This is a genomic window from Pseudomonas sp. IPO3749, assembly GCF_013386605.1.
GTDB classification, from domain to species: domain Bacteria; phylum Pseudomonadota; class Gammaproteobacteria; order Pseudomonadales; family Pseudomonadaceae; genus Aquipseudomonas; species Aquipseudomonas azotoformans_A.
The window spans coordinates 37,458-54,827 of sequence record NZ_JACARN010000010.1 but is presented as its reverse complement, the minus strand read 5'-3'; the positions used below and the strand labels follow the sequence as shown (position 1 = coordinate 54,827).

General features: G+C 61.5%; 18 protein-coding genes. 10 read left to right on the top strand and 8 right to left on the bottom strand.

What is annotated here, in order from left to right; genetic code table 11:
- Window positions 1–205: 205 nt before the first annotated feature.
- Both dut and coaBC read right to left on the bottom strand, forming a co-directional pair.
- Window positions 206–661 carry a dUTP diphosphatase gene (dut, locus tag HX812_RS04175; protein WP_016975923.1) on the bottom strand — a complete coding sequence of 152 codons (456 nt, stop codon included), beginning with the start codon at window positions 659–661 and terminating at the stop codon, window positions 206–208.
- Window positions 662–666: 5 nt separating this feature from the next.
- Complete coding sequence (gene coaBC, locus HX812_RS04170) at window positions 667–1,875, bottom strand: bifunctional phosphopantothenoylcysteine decarboxylase/phosphopantothenate--cysteine ligase CoaBC (RefSeq protein WP_015886530.1); 1,209 nt, start codon at window positions 1,873–1,875, stop codon at window positions 667–669.
- Between the two features lie 157 nt (window positions 1,876–2,032).
- Here coaBC and radC point away from each other — a divergent pair, with 157 nt between their 5' ends.
- Entirely contained in the window at window positions 2,033–2,707 is a 675-nt protein-coding gene (radC, locus tag HX812_RS04165; protein ID WP_038843520.1) for a DNA repair protein RadC, read from the top strand.
- 28 nt (window positions 2,708–2,735) lie between these two features.
- On the opposite strand, the gene HX812_RS04160 is transcribed toward radC, so the two are convergent.
- Window positions 2,736–4,328 (bottom strand): ABC transporter substrate-binding protein, encoded by a 1,593-nt coding sequence (locus HX812_RS04160; protein ID WP_038843522.1) that lies wholly within the window; start codon window positions 4,326–4,328, stop codon window positions 2,736–2,738.
- Window positions 4,329–4,786: 458 nt separating this feature from the next.
- On the opposite strand from HX812_RS04160, the gene rpmB reads away from it, so the two are divergent.
- Window positions 4,787–5,020, top strand: coding sequence for a 50S ribosomal protein L28 (gene rpmB / locus HX812_RS04155; RefSeq protein ID WP_010207494.1), 234 nt, complete (start codon window positions 4,787–4,789; stop codon window positions 5,018–5,020).
- Window positions 5,021–5,031: 11 nt separating this feature from the next.
- The gene (gene rpmG / locus HX812_RS04150; RefSeq protein WP_003176906.1) at window positions 5,032–5,187 is read left to right on the top strand and encodes a 50S ribosomal protein L33; all 156 of its coding nucleotides are present in this window, start codon (window positions 5,032–5,034) and stop codon (window positions 5,185–5,187) included.
- 71 nt (window positions 5,188–5,258) lie between these two features.
- Here rpmG and HX812_RS04145 read toward each other — a convergent pair whose 3' ends face one another.
- Window positions 5,259–5,621, bottom strand: coding sequence for a cupin domain-containing protein (locus HX812_RS04145; RefSeq protein ID WP_038843524.1), 363 nt, complete (start codon window positions 5,619–5,621; stop codon window positions 5,259–5,261).
- Between the two features lie 229 nt (window positions 5,622–5,850).
- Here HX812_RS04145 and HX812_RS04140 point away from each other — a divergent pair, with 229 nt between their 5' ends.
- On the top strand, window positions 5,851–7,344 hold the full coding sequence (locus HX812_RS04140; protein ID WP_010207491.1) for an aldehyde dehydrogenase: 1,494 nt from the start codon (window positions 5,851–5,853) through the stop codon (window positions 7,342–7,344).
- 150 nt (window positions 7,345–7,494) lie between these two features.
- Window positions 7,495–8,637 (top strand): MFS transporter, encoded by a 1,143-nt coding sequence (locus HX812_RS04135; RefSeq protein ID WP_038843526.1) that lies wholly within the window; start codon window positions 7,495–7,497, stop codon window positions 8,635–8,637.
- On the opposite strand, the gene HX812_RS04130 is transcribed toward HX812_RS04135, so the two are convergent.
- Together HX812_RS04130 and HX812_RS04125 are read right to left on the bottom strand one after the other, a co-directional pair.
- On the bottom strand, window positions 8,634–10,202 hold the full coding sequence (locus tag HX812_RS04130; RefSeq protein ID WP_038843527.1) for a phospholipase D family protein: 1,569 nt from the start codon (window positions 10,200–10,202) through the stop codon (window positions 8,634–8,636). The genes HX812_RS04135 and HX812_RS04130 overlap by 4 nt on opposite strands.
- Before the next feature lie 62 nt (window positions 10,203–10,264).
- Window positions 10,265–11,689: a PLP-dependent aminotransferase family protein gene (locus HX812_RS04125; RefSeq protein ID WP_038843528.1), complete on the bottom strand. Its 1,425-nt coding sequence runs from the start codon at window positions 11,687–11,689 to the stop codon at window positions 10,265–10,267.
- Window positions 11,690–11,856: 167 nt separating this feature from the next.
- Here HX812_RS04125 and HX812_RS04120 point away from each other — a divergent pair, with 167 nt between their 5' ends.
- Window positions 11,857–12,081: a DUF1127 domain-containing protein gene (locus tag HX812_RS04120; RefSeq protein WP_016975915.1), complete on the top strand. Its 225-nt coding sequence runs from the start codon at window positions 11,857–11,859 to the stop codon at window positions 12,079–12,081.
- Between the two features lies 1 nt (window position 12,082).
- Here the strand turns inward: HX812_RS04120 and HX812_RS04115 are convergent, their stop codons facing one another.
- Complete coding sequence (locus HX812_RS04115) at window positions 12,083–13,375, bottom strand: FAD-binding oxidoreductase (RefSeq protein ID WP_038843529.1); 1,293 nt, start codon at window positions 13,373–13,375, stop codon at window positions 12,083–12,085.
- A 115-nt stretch (window positions 13,376–13,490) separates the two neighbouring features.
- On the opposite strand from HX812_RS04115, the gene HX812_RS04110 reads away from it, so the two are divergent.
- Window positions 13,491–13,844: a YkgJ family cysteine cluster protein gene (locus HX812_RS04110; protein ID WP_038843530.1), complete on the top strand. Its 354-nt coding sequence runs from the start codon at window positions 13,491–13,493 to the stop codon at window positions 13,842–13,844.
- Between the two features lie 7 nt (window positions 13,845–13,851).
- On the opposite strand, the gene HX812_RS04105 is transcribed toward HX812_RS04110, so the two are convergent.
- The gene (locus HX812_RS04105) at window positions 13,852–14,340 is read right to left on the bottom strand and encodes an Lrp/AsnC ligand binding domain-containing protein (RefSeq protein WP_003176896.1); all 489 of its coding nucleotides are present in this window, start codon (window positions 14,338–14,340) and stop codon (window positions 13,852–13,854) included.
- A gap of 156 nt (window positions 14,341–14,496) precedes the next feature.
- Between HX812_RS04105 and dadA the strand changes: the two genes are divergently transcribed.
- The 3 genes from dadA (at window position 14,497) to alr (ending at window position 17,275) form a co-directional block, all read left to right on the top strand.
- Complete coding sequence (gene dadA, locus HX812_RS04100) at window positions 14,497–15,798, top strand: D-amino acid dehydrogenase (RefSeq protein ID WP_038843531.1); 1,302 nt, start codon at window positions 14,497–14,499, stop codon at window positions 15,796–15,798.
- The gene (locus tag HX812_RS04095) at window positions 15,770–16,123 is read left to right on the top strand and encodes a RidA family protein (protein WP_038843532.1); all 354 of its coding nucleotides are present in this window, start codon (window positions 15,770–15,772) and stop codon (window positions 16,121–16,123) included. Before dadA ends, HX812_RS04095 begins: the two co-directional genes overlap by 29 nt.
- A gap of 78 nt (window positions 16,124–16,201) precedes the next feature.
- On the top strand, window positions 16,202–17,275 hold the full coding sequence (alr, locus tag HX812_RS04090) for an alanine racemase (RefSeq protein WP_038843533.1): 1,074 nt from the start codon (window positions 16,202–16,204) through the stop codon (window positions 17,273–17,275).
- The last annotated feature ends 95 nt before the right edge of the window (window positions 17,276–17,370 follow it).

The window sequence follows — 17,370 nt, the reverse complement described above, 5'->3', positions numbered from 1 at the left end:
GCTCAAACTGAAGGGTATGACGGTGTTTTCGGCAGAGAGTTCGTGGTGCAAAAATGCCATCGGAGCGTTGGCTCCGTCTTGATGTCTGCGTAATGCTTTGATTTCTATGGAGAAATCTCGCTGATAAAATCCGCGCATTCTTCGTCCTGAAAAGCCCAGCGGTGGCGTCTGGCCGGGCAACGGCGCCCGGCCAGGTTCAGCTTAGTCAGTGACTGCCGGAATGCCCAAAACCGCCTGCGCCGCGTTGGGTTTCGTCGAATTCCTGTACCAGTTCGAAGTGTGCCTGCACCACTGGCACCAGCACCAGTTGGGCAATACGCTCGCCAACGGCGATGTTGAAGGCGGTCTGGCCACGGTTCCAGCACGACACCATCAGTTCGCCCTGATAGTCCGAGTCGATCAGGCCGACCAGGTTGCCCAGCACGATGCCGTGTTTGTGGCCCAGGCCGGAGCGCGGCAGGATCAGCGCCGCCAGGCCAGGGTCGCCCACGTAGATCGACAGGCCGGTCGGAATCAGAATGGTCTGGCCCGGCTCAAGGACAGTGTCTTCCTTGAGCATGGCGCGCAGGTCCAGGCCGGCCGAGCCTGGCGTGGCGTAGGCCGGCAGTGGGAATTCGTTGCCGATGCGTGGGTCGAGGATCTTGGCTTGCAAAGCGTGCATGGAAATTAAACCTGGTTCAGCCGTTGGGCGATAAAAGAGATCAGTTGGCGGGCAATCTTGCCCTTGCTGGTCTGGGCGAAAAGGGTGGCGTGCAGCTCGCGGTCGATCACGCTGCAGGCGTTTTCCTCGCTGTTGAAGCCGATGCTCGGGTTGGCGACATCATTGGCAACGATCAGGTCGAGGTTTTTGTCTTTCAATTTGCGTGCGGCGTAGTCCAGCAAATGCTCGGTCTCGGCGGCGAAGCCGACACTGAACGGACGGTCCGGACGGGTGGCGATGGTGGCCAGGATGTCTGGGTTGCGCACCATTTGCAGGAGCAGGCCGTCGCCGCTTGTAGGGTCCTTCTTGAGCTTTTGCGGGGCGACTACTTCCGGGCGGTAGTCCGCAACCGCTGCCGAGGCGATGAACAGGTCGCACGGAATGGCCGCCTCACAGGCCGCCAGCATATCGCGGGCGCTGACTACGTCGATTCGCGTGACCCGATCCGGGGTCGGCAAATGCACCGGGCCGGTGATCAGGGTGACACGTGCGCCTGCCTCGACCGCCGCTTCAGCCAAGGCAAAGCCCATTTTTCCTGAGCTATGGTTGGTGATGTAGCGCACCGGGTCGATGTTTTCCTGGGTCGGGCCAGCGGTGATCAGCACGTGCTTGCCGGTCAGGGCCAGGTGCTGGAAACACTCGGCGGCGCACAGCGCCAGGTCAGTGGCTTCAAGCATGCGGCCCATGCCGACGTCGCCGCAGGCCTGGCTGCCGGACGCCGGGCCGAACACCTTGAGGCCACGGCTTTGCAGGAGTTGGGTGTTGGCCTGGGTGGCCGGGTCGCGCCACATGGCCTGGTTCATGGCCGGGGCGATGGCGACGGTGGCGTCGGTGGCCAGTACCAGGGTGGTCAGCAGGTCATCGGCGATGCCTTGGGCCAGGCGGGCGATCAGGTCGGCGGTGGCCGGGGCGATTAGTACCAGGTCGGCCCATTTGGCCAGCTCGATATGGCCCATGGCGGCTTCAGCTGCCGGGTCCAGCAGGTCCAGGTGAACCGGGTGGCCGGACAGCGCTTGCATGGTCAGCGGGGTGATGAACTCACTGCCACCGCGGGTCATGACCACGCGCACTTCCGCGCCTTGGTCCAGGAGCCTGCGAACCAGTTCTGCGCTCTTGTAGGCGGCAATGCCGCCGCCAACGCCGAGAACGATGCGTTTCCGATACAGACGCTGCATTGGTTTGCCTTTCCAGTTCAGTGATGCCAGTTCAGTGACGCCTGCGATGCCCCCTCCCCAGGGGAAATCACACGCAAAAAAGAGGGCCTACGATAACACAGCGTCTGCGAGGCAACAGCGGCGTACATGCCACGGCGCGTATGGAGAGGGAGGTGCGATGAGTATTCGCGATTGGCCGGTGGCAGAGCGGCCCCGGGAAAAGCTTTTGGAATGGGGCGCAGCGAGCCTGTCGGATGCCGAGTTGCTGGCGATCTTCCTGCGTACCGGGGTTTCCGGTCGCAGCGCGGTGGACCTGGCGCGCCACCTTTTGGCGAAATTTGGCGGTTTGCGCCCGTTGCTGGAGGCCAGCCAGACGCTGTTCAGCCAGCAATTGGGACTGGGGCCGGCGAAGTTCGCCCAGTTGCAGGCGGTGCTGGAAATGGCCAGGCGCCACATGGCCGAGCGCCTGCGCCAGGATTCGGTGCTGGAAAGCCCGGTGGCTGTGCGTGATTACCTCAAGGCACTGTTGCGCCATGAGCCTCATGAGACCTTCGGCTGCCTGTTTCTCGATTCAAAACACCGGGTGCTGGGTTTCGAGGCGTTGTCCCAGGGCACCATCGATACGGCGATGGTCTACCCCCGGCAAGTGGTCAAGCGCGCCCTGGCGTACAACGCGGCGGCGTTGATCCTGTGCCACAACCATCCTTCCGGCAGCCTTGAGCCGAGTGCGGCTGATCGAAAATTGACCAAGTTGCTGCAAAAAGCCTTGGAAGTGGTGGATGTGCGCGTGTTGGACCACATCATCGTGGGGGATGGAGACCCGTTGTCGATGGCGGAGTATGGGTGGATGTAAGCCCGCCCCATGGGAGCGGGCCTGGTTGTCAGGGCTTGACGCTGACCTTCGAGAAATCCTGGCGCCCGAATGGGCTCACCTGGTAGCCCTCGACATTCTTGCGCGCCAGGGCAAACGCGGTCGGGTGCGCGAGCGGCAGCCACAGCGCCTGTTGCTGGATCTGCGCCTGGGCCTGCTGGTAGAGCTTGCTGCGCACGCCTTGCTCGCTGGTGGTCTTGCCAGCGCTGATCAGCTTGTCCAGCGCGGGGTCGCAGTAGCGGGCGAAGTTGGTGCCGGATTTCACCGCCGCGCAGGAGAACTGCGGGGTCAGGAAGTTATCCGGGTCGCCGTTGTCACCGGCCCAGCCCATGAACAGCAGGTCGTGTTCGCCGGCCTTGGCGCGGCGGATCAGCTCGCCCCATTCGATCACGCGGATCTCGGCCTGGATGCCGACCTTGGCCAGGTCAGCCTGCAACAGCTGTGCGCCTAGGTTCGGGTTGGGGTTCAGCAGGCTGCCTGTGGGACGGGTCCAGATCGTGGTCTTGAAGCCATCCTTGAGCCCGGCGCGATCCAGCAGTGCCTTGGCCTTGGCGAGGTCCTGTGGATAACCCGGCAGCTCCTTGGCGTAGCTCCAGGTGTTGGGCGGGAAAGGTCCGTTGGCGGCTTCGGCGGTGCCTTCAAACACGGCCTTGAGGTAGCTGCCCTTGTCGAACGCCAGGTTGATTGCCTGGCGCACTTCGGGCTTGTCCAGAGGCGGGTGCTGGCTGTTGATGGCCACGAACGCGGTCATGAAGGCGGCGGTTTTCTCGACCTTGAGCGCTGGGTCTTTTTCGGCTTCACCCACATCCAGCGGCTTGGGAGACAGGGCGATCTGGCATTCGTCGCGATGCAATTTCTGCAGGCGCACGTTGGCATCGGGAGTGATGGCGAAGATCAAGTTATCCACAGCCGGTTTCCCGGCAAAGTAGTCCGGGTTGGCCTTGTAGCGCACCACTGCATCTTTCTGGAAGCGGCTGAAAATGAACGGCCCGGTGCCGATCGGCTGGCTGTTGAGCTTCTCCGGCGTGCCGGCCTTGAGCAGTTTGTCGGCGTATTCCGCCGGGTAGATCGAGGCAAAACCCATGCTCAGGGCAGCGAGGAAGGTGGAGTCGGCGTGGTCCAGGGTGAAGCGCACGGTCAGCGGGTCGAGGGCGTCGATTTTCTTGACCAGCGTCGGCAGTTGCAGCGATTGCGCATGGGGGAAGCCACTCTGCGCAATCTTGTGCCAGGGGTTGGCCGGGTCGAGCATGCGCTCAAAGCTGAAGCGCACGTCTTCGGCGGTCAGTGTACGGCTGGGGGTGAAGTATTCGGTGCGGTGGAATTTCACCTCCGGGTGTAGCTTGAAGGTATAGGTCAGGCCATCCGGCGAGACTTCCCAGCTGTCCGCCAGGCTGGGCACCAGTTTGCCGCTCGCCGCATCGTAGTCCACCAGGCGGTTCATCAGCACATCGGCCGAGGCGTTGGTGGTGGTCAGCGAGTTGTATTGCACCACATCGAACCCTTCGGGGCTGGCCTCGGTGCAGACGCTCAAGTTGCTGGCGGCAGAGGCCAGCGGCGCGATAAAGAGAGGGGCTAGCAATAGCGGTAGGGCAGCGAGGCGCATGTTCGGTTTCCTTTGCAGATCGAAGGCCCATCTGCGAGTGCAGTCTGGAAAAGTCCTACCGTAGTGGTCTGATTGGTAAATGACTAGCCCATTTTTGCCTGTGCTTTTGCGCCAAATGCTGTTTTGATGGCACCTCAGCGCGTTTTGCCGAGCACTTCATCGTGCGCGCGGGCGCTGTAAATCATTCTGTGCGACGAGCGGTCGGCTGTGACAGCGGCCCCTCCTGGCAACGGTTCAGGCGTCTGTCGCCGAGATTTACGCCAGTAAAAACACTCGGGCTGTTGTTGCACCTGGGTCTTTCTGGTATAAAGCAGCGCTCTTTTCTAGGGGCCCGGTTCCTTCGCTTGTAGGTGTAGCCGGTAAGACCCTAAAGAAACGCGGCGCCTGGCGCCAAATGACTGAGAGATTAAGCGGCCAACCCATGCCGGGTTGGGCATGTGGTTTTAGAGGGCTGAGGCATGTCGAGAGTCTGTCAAGTTACCGGTAAGGGTCCGGTGACTGGGAATAACATTTCCCACGCAAATAACAAAACCCGTCGTCGTTTCCTGCCGAACCTGCAGCATCACCGCTTCTGGGTTGAAGAAGAGAAACGTTTCGTCCGTCTGCGCGTATCTGCTAAAGGCATGCGCATCATCGACAAGCGTGGCATCACTGTCGTGCTGGCTGAATTGCGCCGCGCTGGCACAATCTAAGGAGCTATATCATGCGTGAATTGATTCGAATGATCTCTAGCGCCGGTACTGGTCACTTCTACACTACCGACAAGAACAAGCGTACTACCCCGGACAAGCTCGAAAAGAAAATGTTCGACCCGCGCGTTCGCAAGCACGTGATCTACAAAGAAGGCAAAATCAAGTAATTGATTTTCCTCCTTGTGAAAAAAAGCCCGTCTCTCACGATTCGGGCTTTTTTTTGCCTGCGATTTGCCGGTCAGGCTTTCTGTTCAAACACCACGTAGATCTTGCGGCACGGCTCCAGCACTTCCCAGGTGCCGCTGAACCCGGCGGGGATCACGAAGCGGTCACCGGCGCGCAAGGTCTTGGCGTTGCCATCGGCATCACGCAGTACTGAAACGCCCTGCACAATTTCGCAGTACTCATGCTCGGTGTAGTTGACCTTCCAGTGCCCGACTTCACCTTCCCACACGCCTGCACTCATCTGGCCGCAGGGGCTGTTGTAGTGGTTGTAGATCGTCTGCTCGGGATCACCCTTGAGGATTTTTTCGGCGGCGGGGCGGTAGCGCTCGGCGGCGGTCTTGGCTTGGCTGAAGTCGACGATGTCCTGGATGCTCATGTGCGTGTCCCGTCTGGCCTGCGGTTGGAGAGCCCAAAGTCTATGTTTATTAAAATGAACATCGCAAGGGCGTTTACCGGCGTTATGTCAAATATATTGAAACATCCCCGGCCGCTGGTTTAGGGTGGCAGCTGCCTTGCGCCGAACCATTGGCTGGCGGGCAAGAATTCTTTAAGGCTGCCGAGGGACATCCCCTGGCCCTTGTATTCAATAAGAGGAGGACACTCGCATGACCACCCTGACCCGTGCCGACTGGGAACAACGCGCCAAGGATCTGAAGATCGAAGGCCGCGCCTACATCAATGGCGAATACACCGCCGCCGTTTCCGGTGACACCTTCGAATGCATCAGCCCGGTCGATGGCCGTCTGCTGGCTACCGTTGCCAGCTGTGACGCCGCCGACGCCCAGCGCGCCGTCGAAAACGCCCGCGCCACCTTCAATTCCGGTGTGTGGTCGCGCCTGGCACCCGCCAAGCGTAAGTCCGCCATGCTGCGTTTCGCAGCCTTGCTCAAGGCCAATGCCGAAGAGCTGGCGCTGCTCGAAACCCTGGACATGGGCAAGCCGATCAGCGACTCCCTGAACATCGACGTACCCGGCGCAGCCAATGCCCTGAGCTGGAGCGGCGAGGCCATCGACAAGATCTACGACGAAGTCGCCGCCACTCCGCACGATCAACTGGGCCTGGTGACCCGCGAACCCGTCGGCGTGGTTGGCGCTATCGTGCCGTGGAACTTCCCGCTGATGATGGCTTGCTGGAAGCTCGGCCCAGCGCTGTCCACTGGTAACTCGGTGATCCTCAAGCCGTCCGAAAAATCCCCGCTGACCGCCATCCGCATTGCGGCCCTGGCCGTTGAGGCCGGTATTCCAAAAGGCGTGTTCAACGTGCTGCCCGGCTACGGTCACACCGTCGGCAACGCGCTGGCGCTGCATATGGACGTCGATACCTTGGTGTTCACCGGTTCGACCAAAATCGCCAAGCAGCTGTTGATCCGCTCCGGCGAATCGAACATGAAGCGCGTATGGCTGGAAGCCGGTGGCAAGAGCCCGAACATCGTGTTTGCCGATGCGCCCGACCTGCAAGCCGCCGCCGAATCCGCCGCAGGTGCCATCGCCTTCAACCAGGGCGAAGTCTGCACCGCCGGTTCGCGCCTGCTGGTCGAGCGTTCCATCAAGGACAAATTCCTGCCGCTGGTGATCGAAGCCCTCAAGGGCTGGAAACCTGGCAACCCACTGGATCCAGCTACCAACGTTGGCGCACTGGTGGACACCCAGCAGATGAACACCGTGCTGTCCTACATCGAAGCCGGCCATGCCGATGGCGCCAAGTTGGTCGCCGGTGGCAAGCGCACGCTGGAAGAAACCGGCGGCACTTATGTGGAGCCGACGATTTTCGACGGCGTGACCAACGCCATGAAGATCGCCAAGGAAGAGATCTTTGGCCCGGTCCTGTCGGTGATCACCTTCGACAGCGCCGAAGAAGCGGTTGCCATCGCCAACGACACCATCTACGGCCTGGCCGCAGCCGTGTGGACAGCCGATATCTCCAAGGCGCACCTCACCGCCAAAGCCCTGCGCGCCGGTAGCGTGTGGGTCAACCAGTACGATGGCGGCGACATGACCGCGCCGTTCGGTGGCTTCAAGCAATCGGGCAACGGTCGCGACAAGTCGCTGCATGCGTTCGACAAGTACACCGAGCTGAAGGCGACCTGGATCAAGCTCTAAGCCACACCGCAGGCCAAATGTGGGAGCGAGCTTGCTCGCGAAATGCGGTATGACAGTCACGCATGTATTGACTGGTACGCCGCTTTCGCGAGCAAGCCCGCTCCCACATTGTTTCGTGTGATCTTAAAAATTATCCACAGGAGCGTGGAAATGCGTTGGGCGACTTATTTCGCCGTCCTGGCCTCGGTACTCAGCGTCGGCCTGGCCCTGGGCGTCAGCATGCCGCTGGTGTCCCTGCGCCTCGAAAGCTGGGGCTACGGCAGTTTCGCCATCGGCGTGATGGCAGCCATGCCGGCCTTTGGCGTACTGCTCGGCGCGAAGGTCTCCAGTCGCATGGCCTCATGGCTCGGCACCGCCAACCTCATGCGCCTGTGCCTGTGGGCGGGCGCGGTGTCCATCGGCTTGCTGGCGATCCTGCCCAGTTACCCGGTCTGGCTGGTGCTGCGCCTGATGATCGGGGTGATCCTGACCATCGTGTTTATCCTCGGCGAAAGCTGGATCAACCAATTGGTGGTGGAGCAGTGGCGCGGCCGGCTGGTGGCGCTGTATGGCTGCAGTTATGCCTTGAGCCAACTGTCAGGCCCGTTGCTGCTGGGCTTGATCGGCACCGACCATGATTACGGTTTCTGGGTCGGCGTAGGCCTGTTAGTGGTGGCGCCATTCCTGTTGCTGGGGCGATCCGGCGCGCCGACCGCCGAGTCCTTCAGCGTGACCTTCGCCGACCTGTGGCGCTTCTGCCTGAGCCTGCCGGCGATTGCCTGGGCGGTGGCTCTATTCGCCGCCTTCGAGGCGATGATTCTGACGTTGTTGCCGGTGTATTGCCTGCAACAAGGCTTCACCGCCGAGATCGCCCTGGCCATGGTCAGCACGGTGGTGGTCGGCGATGCGCTGCTGCAGTTGCCCATCGGCGCGCTGGCCGACTACCTGCCGCGACGCACGCTGTTCCTGAGCTGTGCGGTGTTGTTGCTGGCATCGAGCCTGGCGATTCCACCGCTGATGCACACGGTGTTGATCTGGCCGATCTGGGTGTTGTTCGGCGCCAGTGCCGGAGGCTTGTTCACCCTGTCGTTGATCCTGATCGGCGAGCGTTACCGCGACGATGCACTGGTGCGCGCCAATGCCCACGTGGCGCAGTTGTGGGGGATCGGTTGCCTGATCGGCCCGCTGGTGGCCGGCGCCGGCAGTCAGTGGATCAGCGGGCATGCATTGCCGTTGCTGATGGCGGCCGGTGCGTTGGGGTTGGTGGTGTTGTTGCTGCGCCAAGGTGCATTTGGCGCGGCGCAGCCGGCCTAGAGCATGCGCTCCAGGCCGACGCTGGTAGCAAACCAGGCATTGAAGCGTCGCCACCAACTGCCCGGTTCGCGGGTCAGGGTGTGCAGTTGGCCGTTATCTTCGGTCACCCACACCACTTGGCCATCTTGCAGCTTCGCCTCATAGCTCAAGGGCGGCGCCATGCCTTGCAGTGCCAGGTTGCGCACATGTTTGGCCAGCTCTGGGCTATCGACCAGCACCCCGACTTCGGTGTTCCACAGCACCGAGCGTGGGTCGAAGTTGAATGAGCCGATAAACGACTTCTCCCGATCAAAGATCATCGCCTTGCTGTGCAGGCTCGAATCCGAACCGCGGAAGGTGCCGCGACGAAACAGGTGCGGGCCGCTGCCGCCGCTGGGGTCGCCCGGTTGGCGGCGTAGCTCATACAGCTTCACGCCGTGCTCCAGCAGGGCCTTGCGATACGGCGCATAACCGCCGTGCACGGCAGGCACGTCGGTGGCTTCCAGGGAATTGGTCAGCAGGCTTACCGACACACCTGCATCGGCGCGCCCGGTCAAGTACACCAGCCCCGGTTGCCCTGGCACGAAGTACGCCGAGATCATCATCAACTCGTGATTGACGCCCTCCAACTCCGGCGCCAGTTGGGTGGTGAGCAACAGTCGAGGATCCGGGTCGGCCTTGGCCAGCACCTTGCTCGGCGCGTCCCACAGCGCCTGGTTCCAGGCCCAGATCAGCTCGCGACGCCAGGTGTCCATGCGTGGTTGGGTCTGGTAGGTGCGCAAGCGGTTGTACAGCGCGTGGTTCTGTTGGCGCGACTCGGCCAGGGACGCTTCCAGACGTACACGCGCGGCGACCAGGTCGCCTTTGGAGGGCGTATTGGAGACAAAGTCATCAATCGGCTTGCTCAGGGCGCTGTTCCAATACTGGTCGAAACTGTGGCCCAACTGCTCGGCCACCGGGCCCACGCTGAGCATGTCGATGTCGGTGAAGTTCAGGTTGGGCTCGGCGTCGAAATACTCATCCCCCAGGTTGCGTCCGCCGACGATGGCCACGCTGTTGTCCGCCAGCCACAGCTTGTTGTGCATGCGCCGATGTTGCAGCGACAGGTTGAACAGCCGGCCCATGGCCCGCGTAACGCCCGTGCTGCGGCCCAGGTGCAAGGGGTTGAACAGGCGGATCTCGATCTTGGGGTGGGCGGCGAGGGTGGCGATGATCTGGTCGAGGCCGTCGCTGGTGGTGTCGTCCAGCAGGATGCGCACACGCACGCCACGGTCGGCGGCCTTGAGCAGTTCATCCACCAGCATGCGCGTGCTGATGCCGTCGTGCACGATGTAGTACTGCAGGTCGAGGCTGGTCTGGGCGTTGCGGATCAGCTCGGCGCGGGCCATGAAAGCCTCGCTGCTGTTGGGCAGCAGGCGAAAGCCGGAGCGGCCTTGATAGGGCGCGGCCTGGGCCTGGATCGAGCGGCCGAACGACGATTGCGCGGCGGGGAGGGCGTCGCTGGGGACGCGCGGCGTGCTCACCGTCGCGCAGCCGCCCAGCGCCAGGGCTCCCAACAGGAAAAACGGTAATAGCCGTTGAATCATCAAGGGAGTTGCTTCCAGATCAGGGCGGTTGTCGACATATGACGGCAAATTCCCGCGAAAGGTCAGTCGGCAGCCTCGGCCAACAGCTTGATGGCGGCAGCACCCACCTTGCGCACAGCTTCTTCAATCTGCGGCGTGGGCTTGGCCCCATAGTTCATGCGCAGGCAGTTCCGGTATTTGCCCGATGCCGAAAAGATGCTGCCGACGGCCACCTGTACGCCTTGTTCAATCAGGATTCGGTTGAGTTTCAGCGTATCGAAGCCTTCCGGCAGTTCGACCCAGAGCATGAAACTGCCTTGAGGGCGGCTGGCGCGAGTGCCTGCCGGGAAGTAGCGGCTGACCCAGTCGATCATCAAGTCGCGATTGCGCTGGTATTGGGTGCGCATCCGCCGCAAATGCGGTTCGAAGTGGCCACCTTTTAGGAATTCGGCAATGGCGATCTGCGGTTGTGTCGCGGTGCAGCCAGTGCTGATGTACTTCATGTGCAGCACCCGTTCCAGGTAGCGGCCCGGTGCGACCCAGCCGATGCGTAAGCCCGGCGCCAGGGTTTTCGAAAACGAGCTGCACAGCAATACACGACCGTCCTCATCGAAGGACTTGATGGTGCGCGGGCGTGGGTAGCTGTAAGCCAGTTCGCCATACACATCGTCCTCGATGATCGCCACGTCAAAACGCTGGGCCAGGGTCAGCAGCGCCTTTTTGCGCGCCTCGGGCATGATGTAACCCAGGGGATTGTTGCAGTTGGGGGTCAGTTGGATAACCTTGATCGGCCACTGTTCCAGCGCCAATTCCAGAGCTTCGAGGCTGATGCCGGTGATCGGGTCGGTGGGGATTTCGAGGGCCTTCATGCCCAGGCCCTTGAGCGTCTGCATGGCGCCGTGGAAGCTCGGTGAGTCTACCGCGACGATGTCGCCAGGCTCGCAGATCGCATGGATGCTCGCGGACAGCGCCTCATGGCAACCGGTGGTGATCACGATGTCCTCGGCCGTCAGTTGGCAGCCTGAATCCAGTGACAGTCGTGCAATCTGTTCGCGCAGCTCCATACAGCCGAGAATATTATCGTAATACAGCCCCGGCAGATCCTGGCGGCGGCTCACGCGAGCCAGGCTGCGCAGCAGCGGCTTCATGGTGGGCGACAATACATCCGGCATGCCGCGCCCCATCTGTATGACATCTTTGCGCGGTACTGCGCGAATCAACTCCAGTACCTGGTCCCACTGCGATATCTCTACGGGCCGTTGCGCCGGACGCCCGACTTCAGGCAGGGCCGGCAACTCGCGGCCGACGGGTACGAAGTAGCCGGATTTTGGCTTGGGCGTCGCCAGGCCGTTGTCTTCCAGCAAGCGATAGGCCTGCTGCACGGTGCTCAGGCTGACCCCGTGTTCCACGCTCAAAGCCCGTACAGAAGGCAGCCTGTCTCCAGGGCGATAAAAGCCCTGTTCGATGCGAGTGCCCAGTAATTCGGCGAGGTTCATGTACAGGGTCATGGCAGTCACTCCCGAGAAACCATTACAGATAGCCAGAAAATACAGGATTCAGCCGCTCGTAGGCAGTATCTGTATGGATTTAATAAAACCGGGTTGAATCTGTAATGGTTTTTGCCCTGCGCCCATGCTGGTCACTCAAGGCAACAACGCAAACGAGGGGCAGCAAAATGAACGGCATGAGCGATGTGCGGCTGGCGCTACACGGTCAGGAACTGCAGGCAGGGCAAGAGCGGGCGACTGCGCCGCGCGATATCAGCCGCTGGGGTCTGTTCTGGCACCGTCGTCACACGCGCAAGGCGTTGCTGCATCTGACCCGTGAACAATTGCGCGATGTCGGGTTGACCGCCGAACAGGCGCGCCAGGAAGGTCTGAAACCCTTCTGGCGCGACTGAATCACACCAGTTCTTTGAGGCGGTGCCAGAGCATCCCCAGGGCCAACAGCGGCGAGCGCAAGTGCTTGCCGCCGGGGAAGGTGATGTGTGGCACCTGGGCGAACAGGTCGAAGCGCCCCTGTTGCTGGCCACTGATGGCCTCGGCCAGCAACTTGCCCGCCAGATGGGTGGCGTTGAGGCCGTGGCCGGCGTAGGCCTGGGCGTAATACACATTGGGTTGGTCGGCCAGGCGGCCAATCTGCGGCAAGCGGTTGGCACCGATACCGATCATGCCGCCCCATTGGTAATCGATTTTAACGTCGGCCAATTGCGGGAACACCTTCAGCATTTTCGGACGCATGTAAGCGCCGATGTCCTTGGGGTCGCGACCGGAGTAGTGACAGGCGCCGCCAAACAGCAGGCGGCGGTCGGCGGACAATCGGAAGTAATCCACCGTGACACGTTGGTCGCACACCGCCATGTTCTGCGGCAGCAGGTTGGCGGCCTGGGCTTCGCTCAATGGCTCGGTGGCAATGATATAGCTACCGGCGGGCAACACTTTGCCACTCAGGTGGGGGTTGAGGCCGTTGAGGTAGGCATTGCAAGCCAGCACCAGGGTCTTGGCGCGTACGTTGCCCTGGGCGGTGTGCACGTTGACCTCGGGGCCGTAATCGATGCGGGTGACTTCGGAGTGTTCAAACAGCTTCACCCCCAGCAATTTCGCCACGGCCGCTTCGCCGAGTGCGAGATTGAGCGGGTGCAGGTGGCCGGAACCCATGTCGACCATGCCGCCCACATAGCGGTCCGAGCCGATGACGCTGCTCATCTCGTTGGCGTGCAGCAAGCGCACTTCGTGGCGATAACCCAGGCCGCGCAGCTCTTCGGCGTCTTCGGCCAAGCCTTGCAGGTCGCGGGGTTTGTTGGCGAGGTCGCAGTAACCCCAGGTCAGGTCGCAGGGAATCTGGTAACGCTCGACGCGTTCGCGCACGATCTCCACCGCCTCCAAGCCCATCAGTTTCATCTGGCGCACGCCGTCGGTGCCGATCACGTTGGCGAACTGGTCCAGGCCATGCCCGACCCCGCGAATCAGCTGTCCGCCATTGCGTCCACTGGCGCCCCAGCCGAGTTTGCGCGCCTCCAGCAACGCCACACGCAAGCCTCGCTCAGCCAGTTCCAGAGCCGTGTTGAGTCCAGAAAAACCACCGCCGACAACGCATACATCCACAACCACCTCGCCGGTCAGCGTCGGATGATCGAGTTGCGCCAGGCTGCTGGCGGCGTAGTAAGAGTCTGCATGCCGGGCGCTGGCTGTCATGGAGGGCATCTCTGTTTGGAAAATTTGACGCAGGATACAGTGGTCGGAGGAAGCTGTCTGCGAGGGGCGTTTTGCGGCAGAATCCCCCTCTATTCGCCGTTCGGTATGTGTTTCGATGAGTTGCAACAGTCAGAAAATCAGCGCGCTGCGTCGGCAGATTCCTTCGTTCGAGTGCGTCCCCGGTTGCCACGACTGCTGTGGGCCGGTGACCACCTCGCCCGAGGAAATGTCGCGCCTGCCGCGCAAGACCGCCGCCGAGCAGGATGCGGCCATGGATGAACTGAACTGTGTGCACTTGGGCTCCAACGGCTGCACGGTGTACGACGAGCGGCCGTTGATCTGCCGGCTGTTCGGCACCACCAAGACCCTGCCGTGCCCGAATGGGCGGCGCCCGGTGGAGCTGATTCATCCGCGGGTGGAGAAACAGATCCATGAGTACATGGCCAGCACTCGACAGGTCTTGGTTTAGCCGCTATTCAGTCCGGGATCGGAAGGTTCAGGCTCTCTTTCACCTCTTCCATCACGATATAGCTCTTGGACTCCCGCACATGGGGCAACTTGAGCAAAATATCGCCCAGCAGTTTACGGTACGACGCCATCTCGGAAATCCGTGCCTTTACCAGGTAATCGAAGTCGCCTGAGACCAAGTGACATTCCAGTACATGAGGCAGTTTCAGCACCGCGCGGCGAAACTCCTCAAAGGTGTCGCCGGACTTGTAATCGAGGCTGATCTCGACAAATACCAGCAAACTGCCCTTTAAATGCTGCGGGTTGAGCCGCGCGTTGTAGCCCATGATGATCCCCTCGCGCTCTAACCGGCGCACACGCTCGGTACAGGGCGTGGTCGACAGCCCGACTTTTTCCCCCAGCTCCGTGAACGAAATACGCCCATCGGTTTGCAGGATGCGCAGGATGTTGCGGTCGATCTTGTCCAGCTCCCGCTTGGTCTGGGTGTTGGTACGCATAGGGGATACGCCTCTGTGAAAAGGGTTTTTGCCGAGAATTGTCGCCAAATATAGGCAGTTATATAGTGAAATGCACTGGCAATTGTTTTTTAAACTGCGCTCATCATTGCTCGAATAACACACGTCAGCGGCCATGCCCGCGATGAGGATATAAAAATGCGCGTTCTGGTCTTGGGTAGCGGCGTCATTGGTGTGACCAGTGCCTACTATTTGGCGCGGGCCGGCTTTGAAGTGGTGGTCGTCGACCGTCAGCCCGCCGCTGCCATGGAAACCAGTTTCGCCAACGCCGGCCAGGTGTCCCCAGGTTATGCGTCGCCATGGGCCGCGCCGGGCGTGCCACTCAAGGCCATCAAGTGGCTGCTGCAACGCCACGCACCGCTGGCCATCAAGGCCACCGCCGATATCGACCAATACCTGTGGATGGCGCAGATGCTGCGCAACTGCACCGCCAACCGTTATGCGGTGAACAAGGAGCGCATGGTGCGCCTGTCCGAGTACAGCCGCGACTGCCTCGACGAACTGCGCGCTGAAACCGGCATTGCCTACGAAGGCCGTAGCCTGGGGACGACACAACTGTTCCGCACCCAGGCGCAGCTGGATGGCGCGGCCAAGGACATCGCTGTATTGAAAGAGTCCGGCGTGCCGTTCGAAGTGCTCGACCGCGCCGGCATTGCCCGCGTCGAGCCGGCCCTGGCCAGCGTCACCGATATCCTCGCCGGTGCCTTGCGCCTGCCGAACGACCAGACCGGCGACTGCCAGATGTTCACCACCCGTCTGGTCGACATGTGCAAGCAACTCGGTGTGGAGTTCCGCTTCGAACAAGACATCCAGCGCCTCGACTACGCCGGTGACCGCATCAACGGCGTGTGGATCGACGGCACGCTGGAAACCGCCGACCGCTACGTACTGGCCCTCGGCAGCTACTCACCGAAATTGCTCAAGCCGCTGGGGATCAAGGCACCGGTGTACCCGCTCAAGGGTTATTCGCTGACCGTACCGATCACCAACCCGGCGATGGCGCCGACTTCGACCATTCTCGACGAGACCTACAAGGTCGCGATCACCCGTTTCGACAACCGCATCCGCGTCGGTGGCATGGCTGAAATAGCCGGTTTTGACCTGTCGCTGAATCCGCGTCGGCGCGAAACCCTGGAGATGATCGTCAACGACCTTTATCCTCAGGGCGGCGATTTGACCGAAGCCAGTTTCTGGACCGGCCTGCGCCCGACCACCCCCGACGGCACGCCGATTGTCGGTGCCACCCCGTTCAAGAACCTGTTCCTGAATACCGGTCACGGCACCCTCGGTTGGACTATGGCCTGTGGCTCCGGTCGTTTGCTGGCCGACCTGATGGCGAAGAAAACACCGCAGATCAGCGCCGAAGGCCTCGATATTTCCCGTTATGGCAACCACCAGGAGTCCGCACAACATGTCAATCCAGCGCCAGCTCACCAATGAGCGCATGAGCCAGATCGTTGTTCACAGCGGTACCGTGTATCTGGCCGGGCAAGTCGGCGACGACATGAACGCCGGGATTGAACAGCAGACCCGTGAAACCCTGGCCAATATCGAGCGTTTGCTCGACCTGGCCGGCACTGACAAGAGCAAGCTGCTGTCGGTGACGATCTACCTGAAGGACATCGACGCGGATTTCGCTGGCATGAATTCAGTGTGGGACAAGTGGCTGCCCAAAGGTGTCGCGCCCGCCCGTGCCACGGTGGAAGCCAAGCTGTGCGAACCGGAAATCCTGGTAGAGCTGTCCGTCGTGGCGGCCCTGCCTTAACAACGATCCCTCTCCCGGTGCCGACGTTGTCGGTCGGTGCCGGTTTTTCTTCACTCTGCCGCCTAGAAGCCTGCCGCCATGCGTCCTGCCCGTGCCCTGATCGATCTCCAAGCCCTGCGCCACAACTACCAATTGGCCCGTGAAGTCACGGGAGCCAAGGCCCTTGCCGTGATCAAGGCCGATGCCTACGGGCATGGCGCCGTGCGCGTGGCCCAGGCGCTGGAAGCCGAGGCCGATGGGTTTGCCGTGGCGTGTATCGAGGAAGCCCTGGAGCTGCGTGCCGCCGGGATTCGTGCGCCGGTGCTGTTGCTGGAAGGTTTTTTTGAGGCCGACGAGCTGCCGCTGATCATTGAGCATGATTTCTGGTGCGTGGTGCATTCGCTGTGGCAGTTGGATGCGATCGAACAGGCCAAGCTGAGCAAACCGCTGACTATCTGGCTCAAGCTCGATTCCGGCATGCACCGTGTTGGCCTGCATCCGAAGGATTATCACGAGGCTTACCAACGCCTGCTGGCCAGTGGCAAAGTCGCCAAGATTGTTTTGATGAGCCACTTCGCCCGCGCCGATGAACTTGACTGCGTGCGCAGCGATGAACAGGTGGCGGTGTTTGAAGCGGCGCGCCAGGGCTTGTCGGCTGAAGTCAGCCTGCGCAATTCGCCGTCGGTGATGGGCTGGCCGAATGTGTCCAGCGACTGGGTGCGCCCCGGCATCATGCTTTACGGCGCCACGCCGTTTGGCGAAGACCAGGCCGTGGCATCGCGTTTGCAACCGGTGATGACCCTGGAATCCAAGGTGATTTGTGTAAGGGAACTGCCAGCCGGTGAGCCGGTGGGCTACGGCGCCAAGTTCATTACGCCCAAGCCGATGCGCATCGGTGTCGTCGCCATGGGTTACGCCGATGGTTACCCGCGTCACGCGCCAACCGGTACGCCGGTATGGGTGGCGGGGCAGCGCAGCCAGTTGCTGGGTCGTGTGTCGATGGACATGCTGTGCATCGACCTGACGGACGTGCCGCAGGCCGGGCTCGGTTCCACTGTGGAACTGTGGGGTAAAAACATCCTTGCCAGCGATGTCGCGGTCGCCGCCGAGACCATTCCCTACCAACTGTTCTGCAACCTGCGCCGCGTGCCAAGGCTCTATTGCGGCGCTTGATCGCCCGGTACGAACACAACCGCCCGGGATTTAGGCCCAAGTGTTGTAAATACTGAACGCTGTCGCCATGATAACGCTCAATTACAACAAAGCCT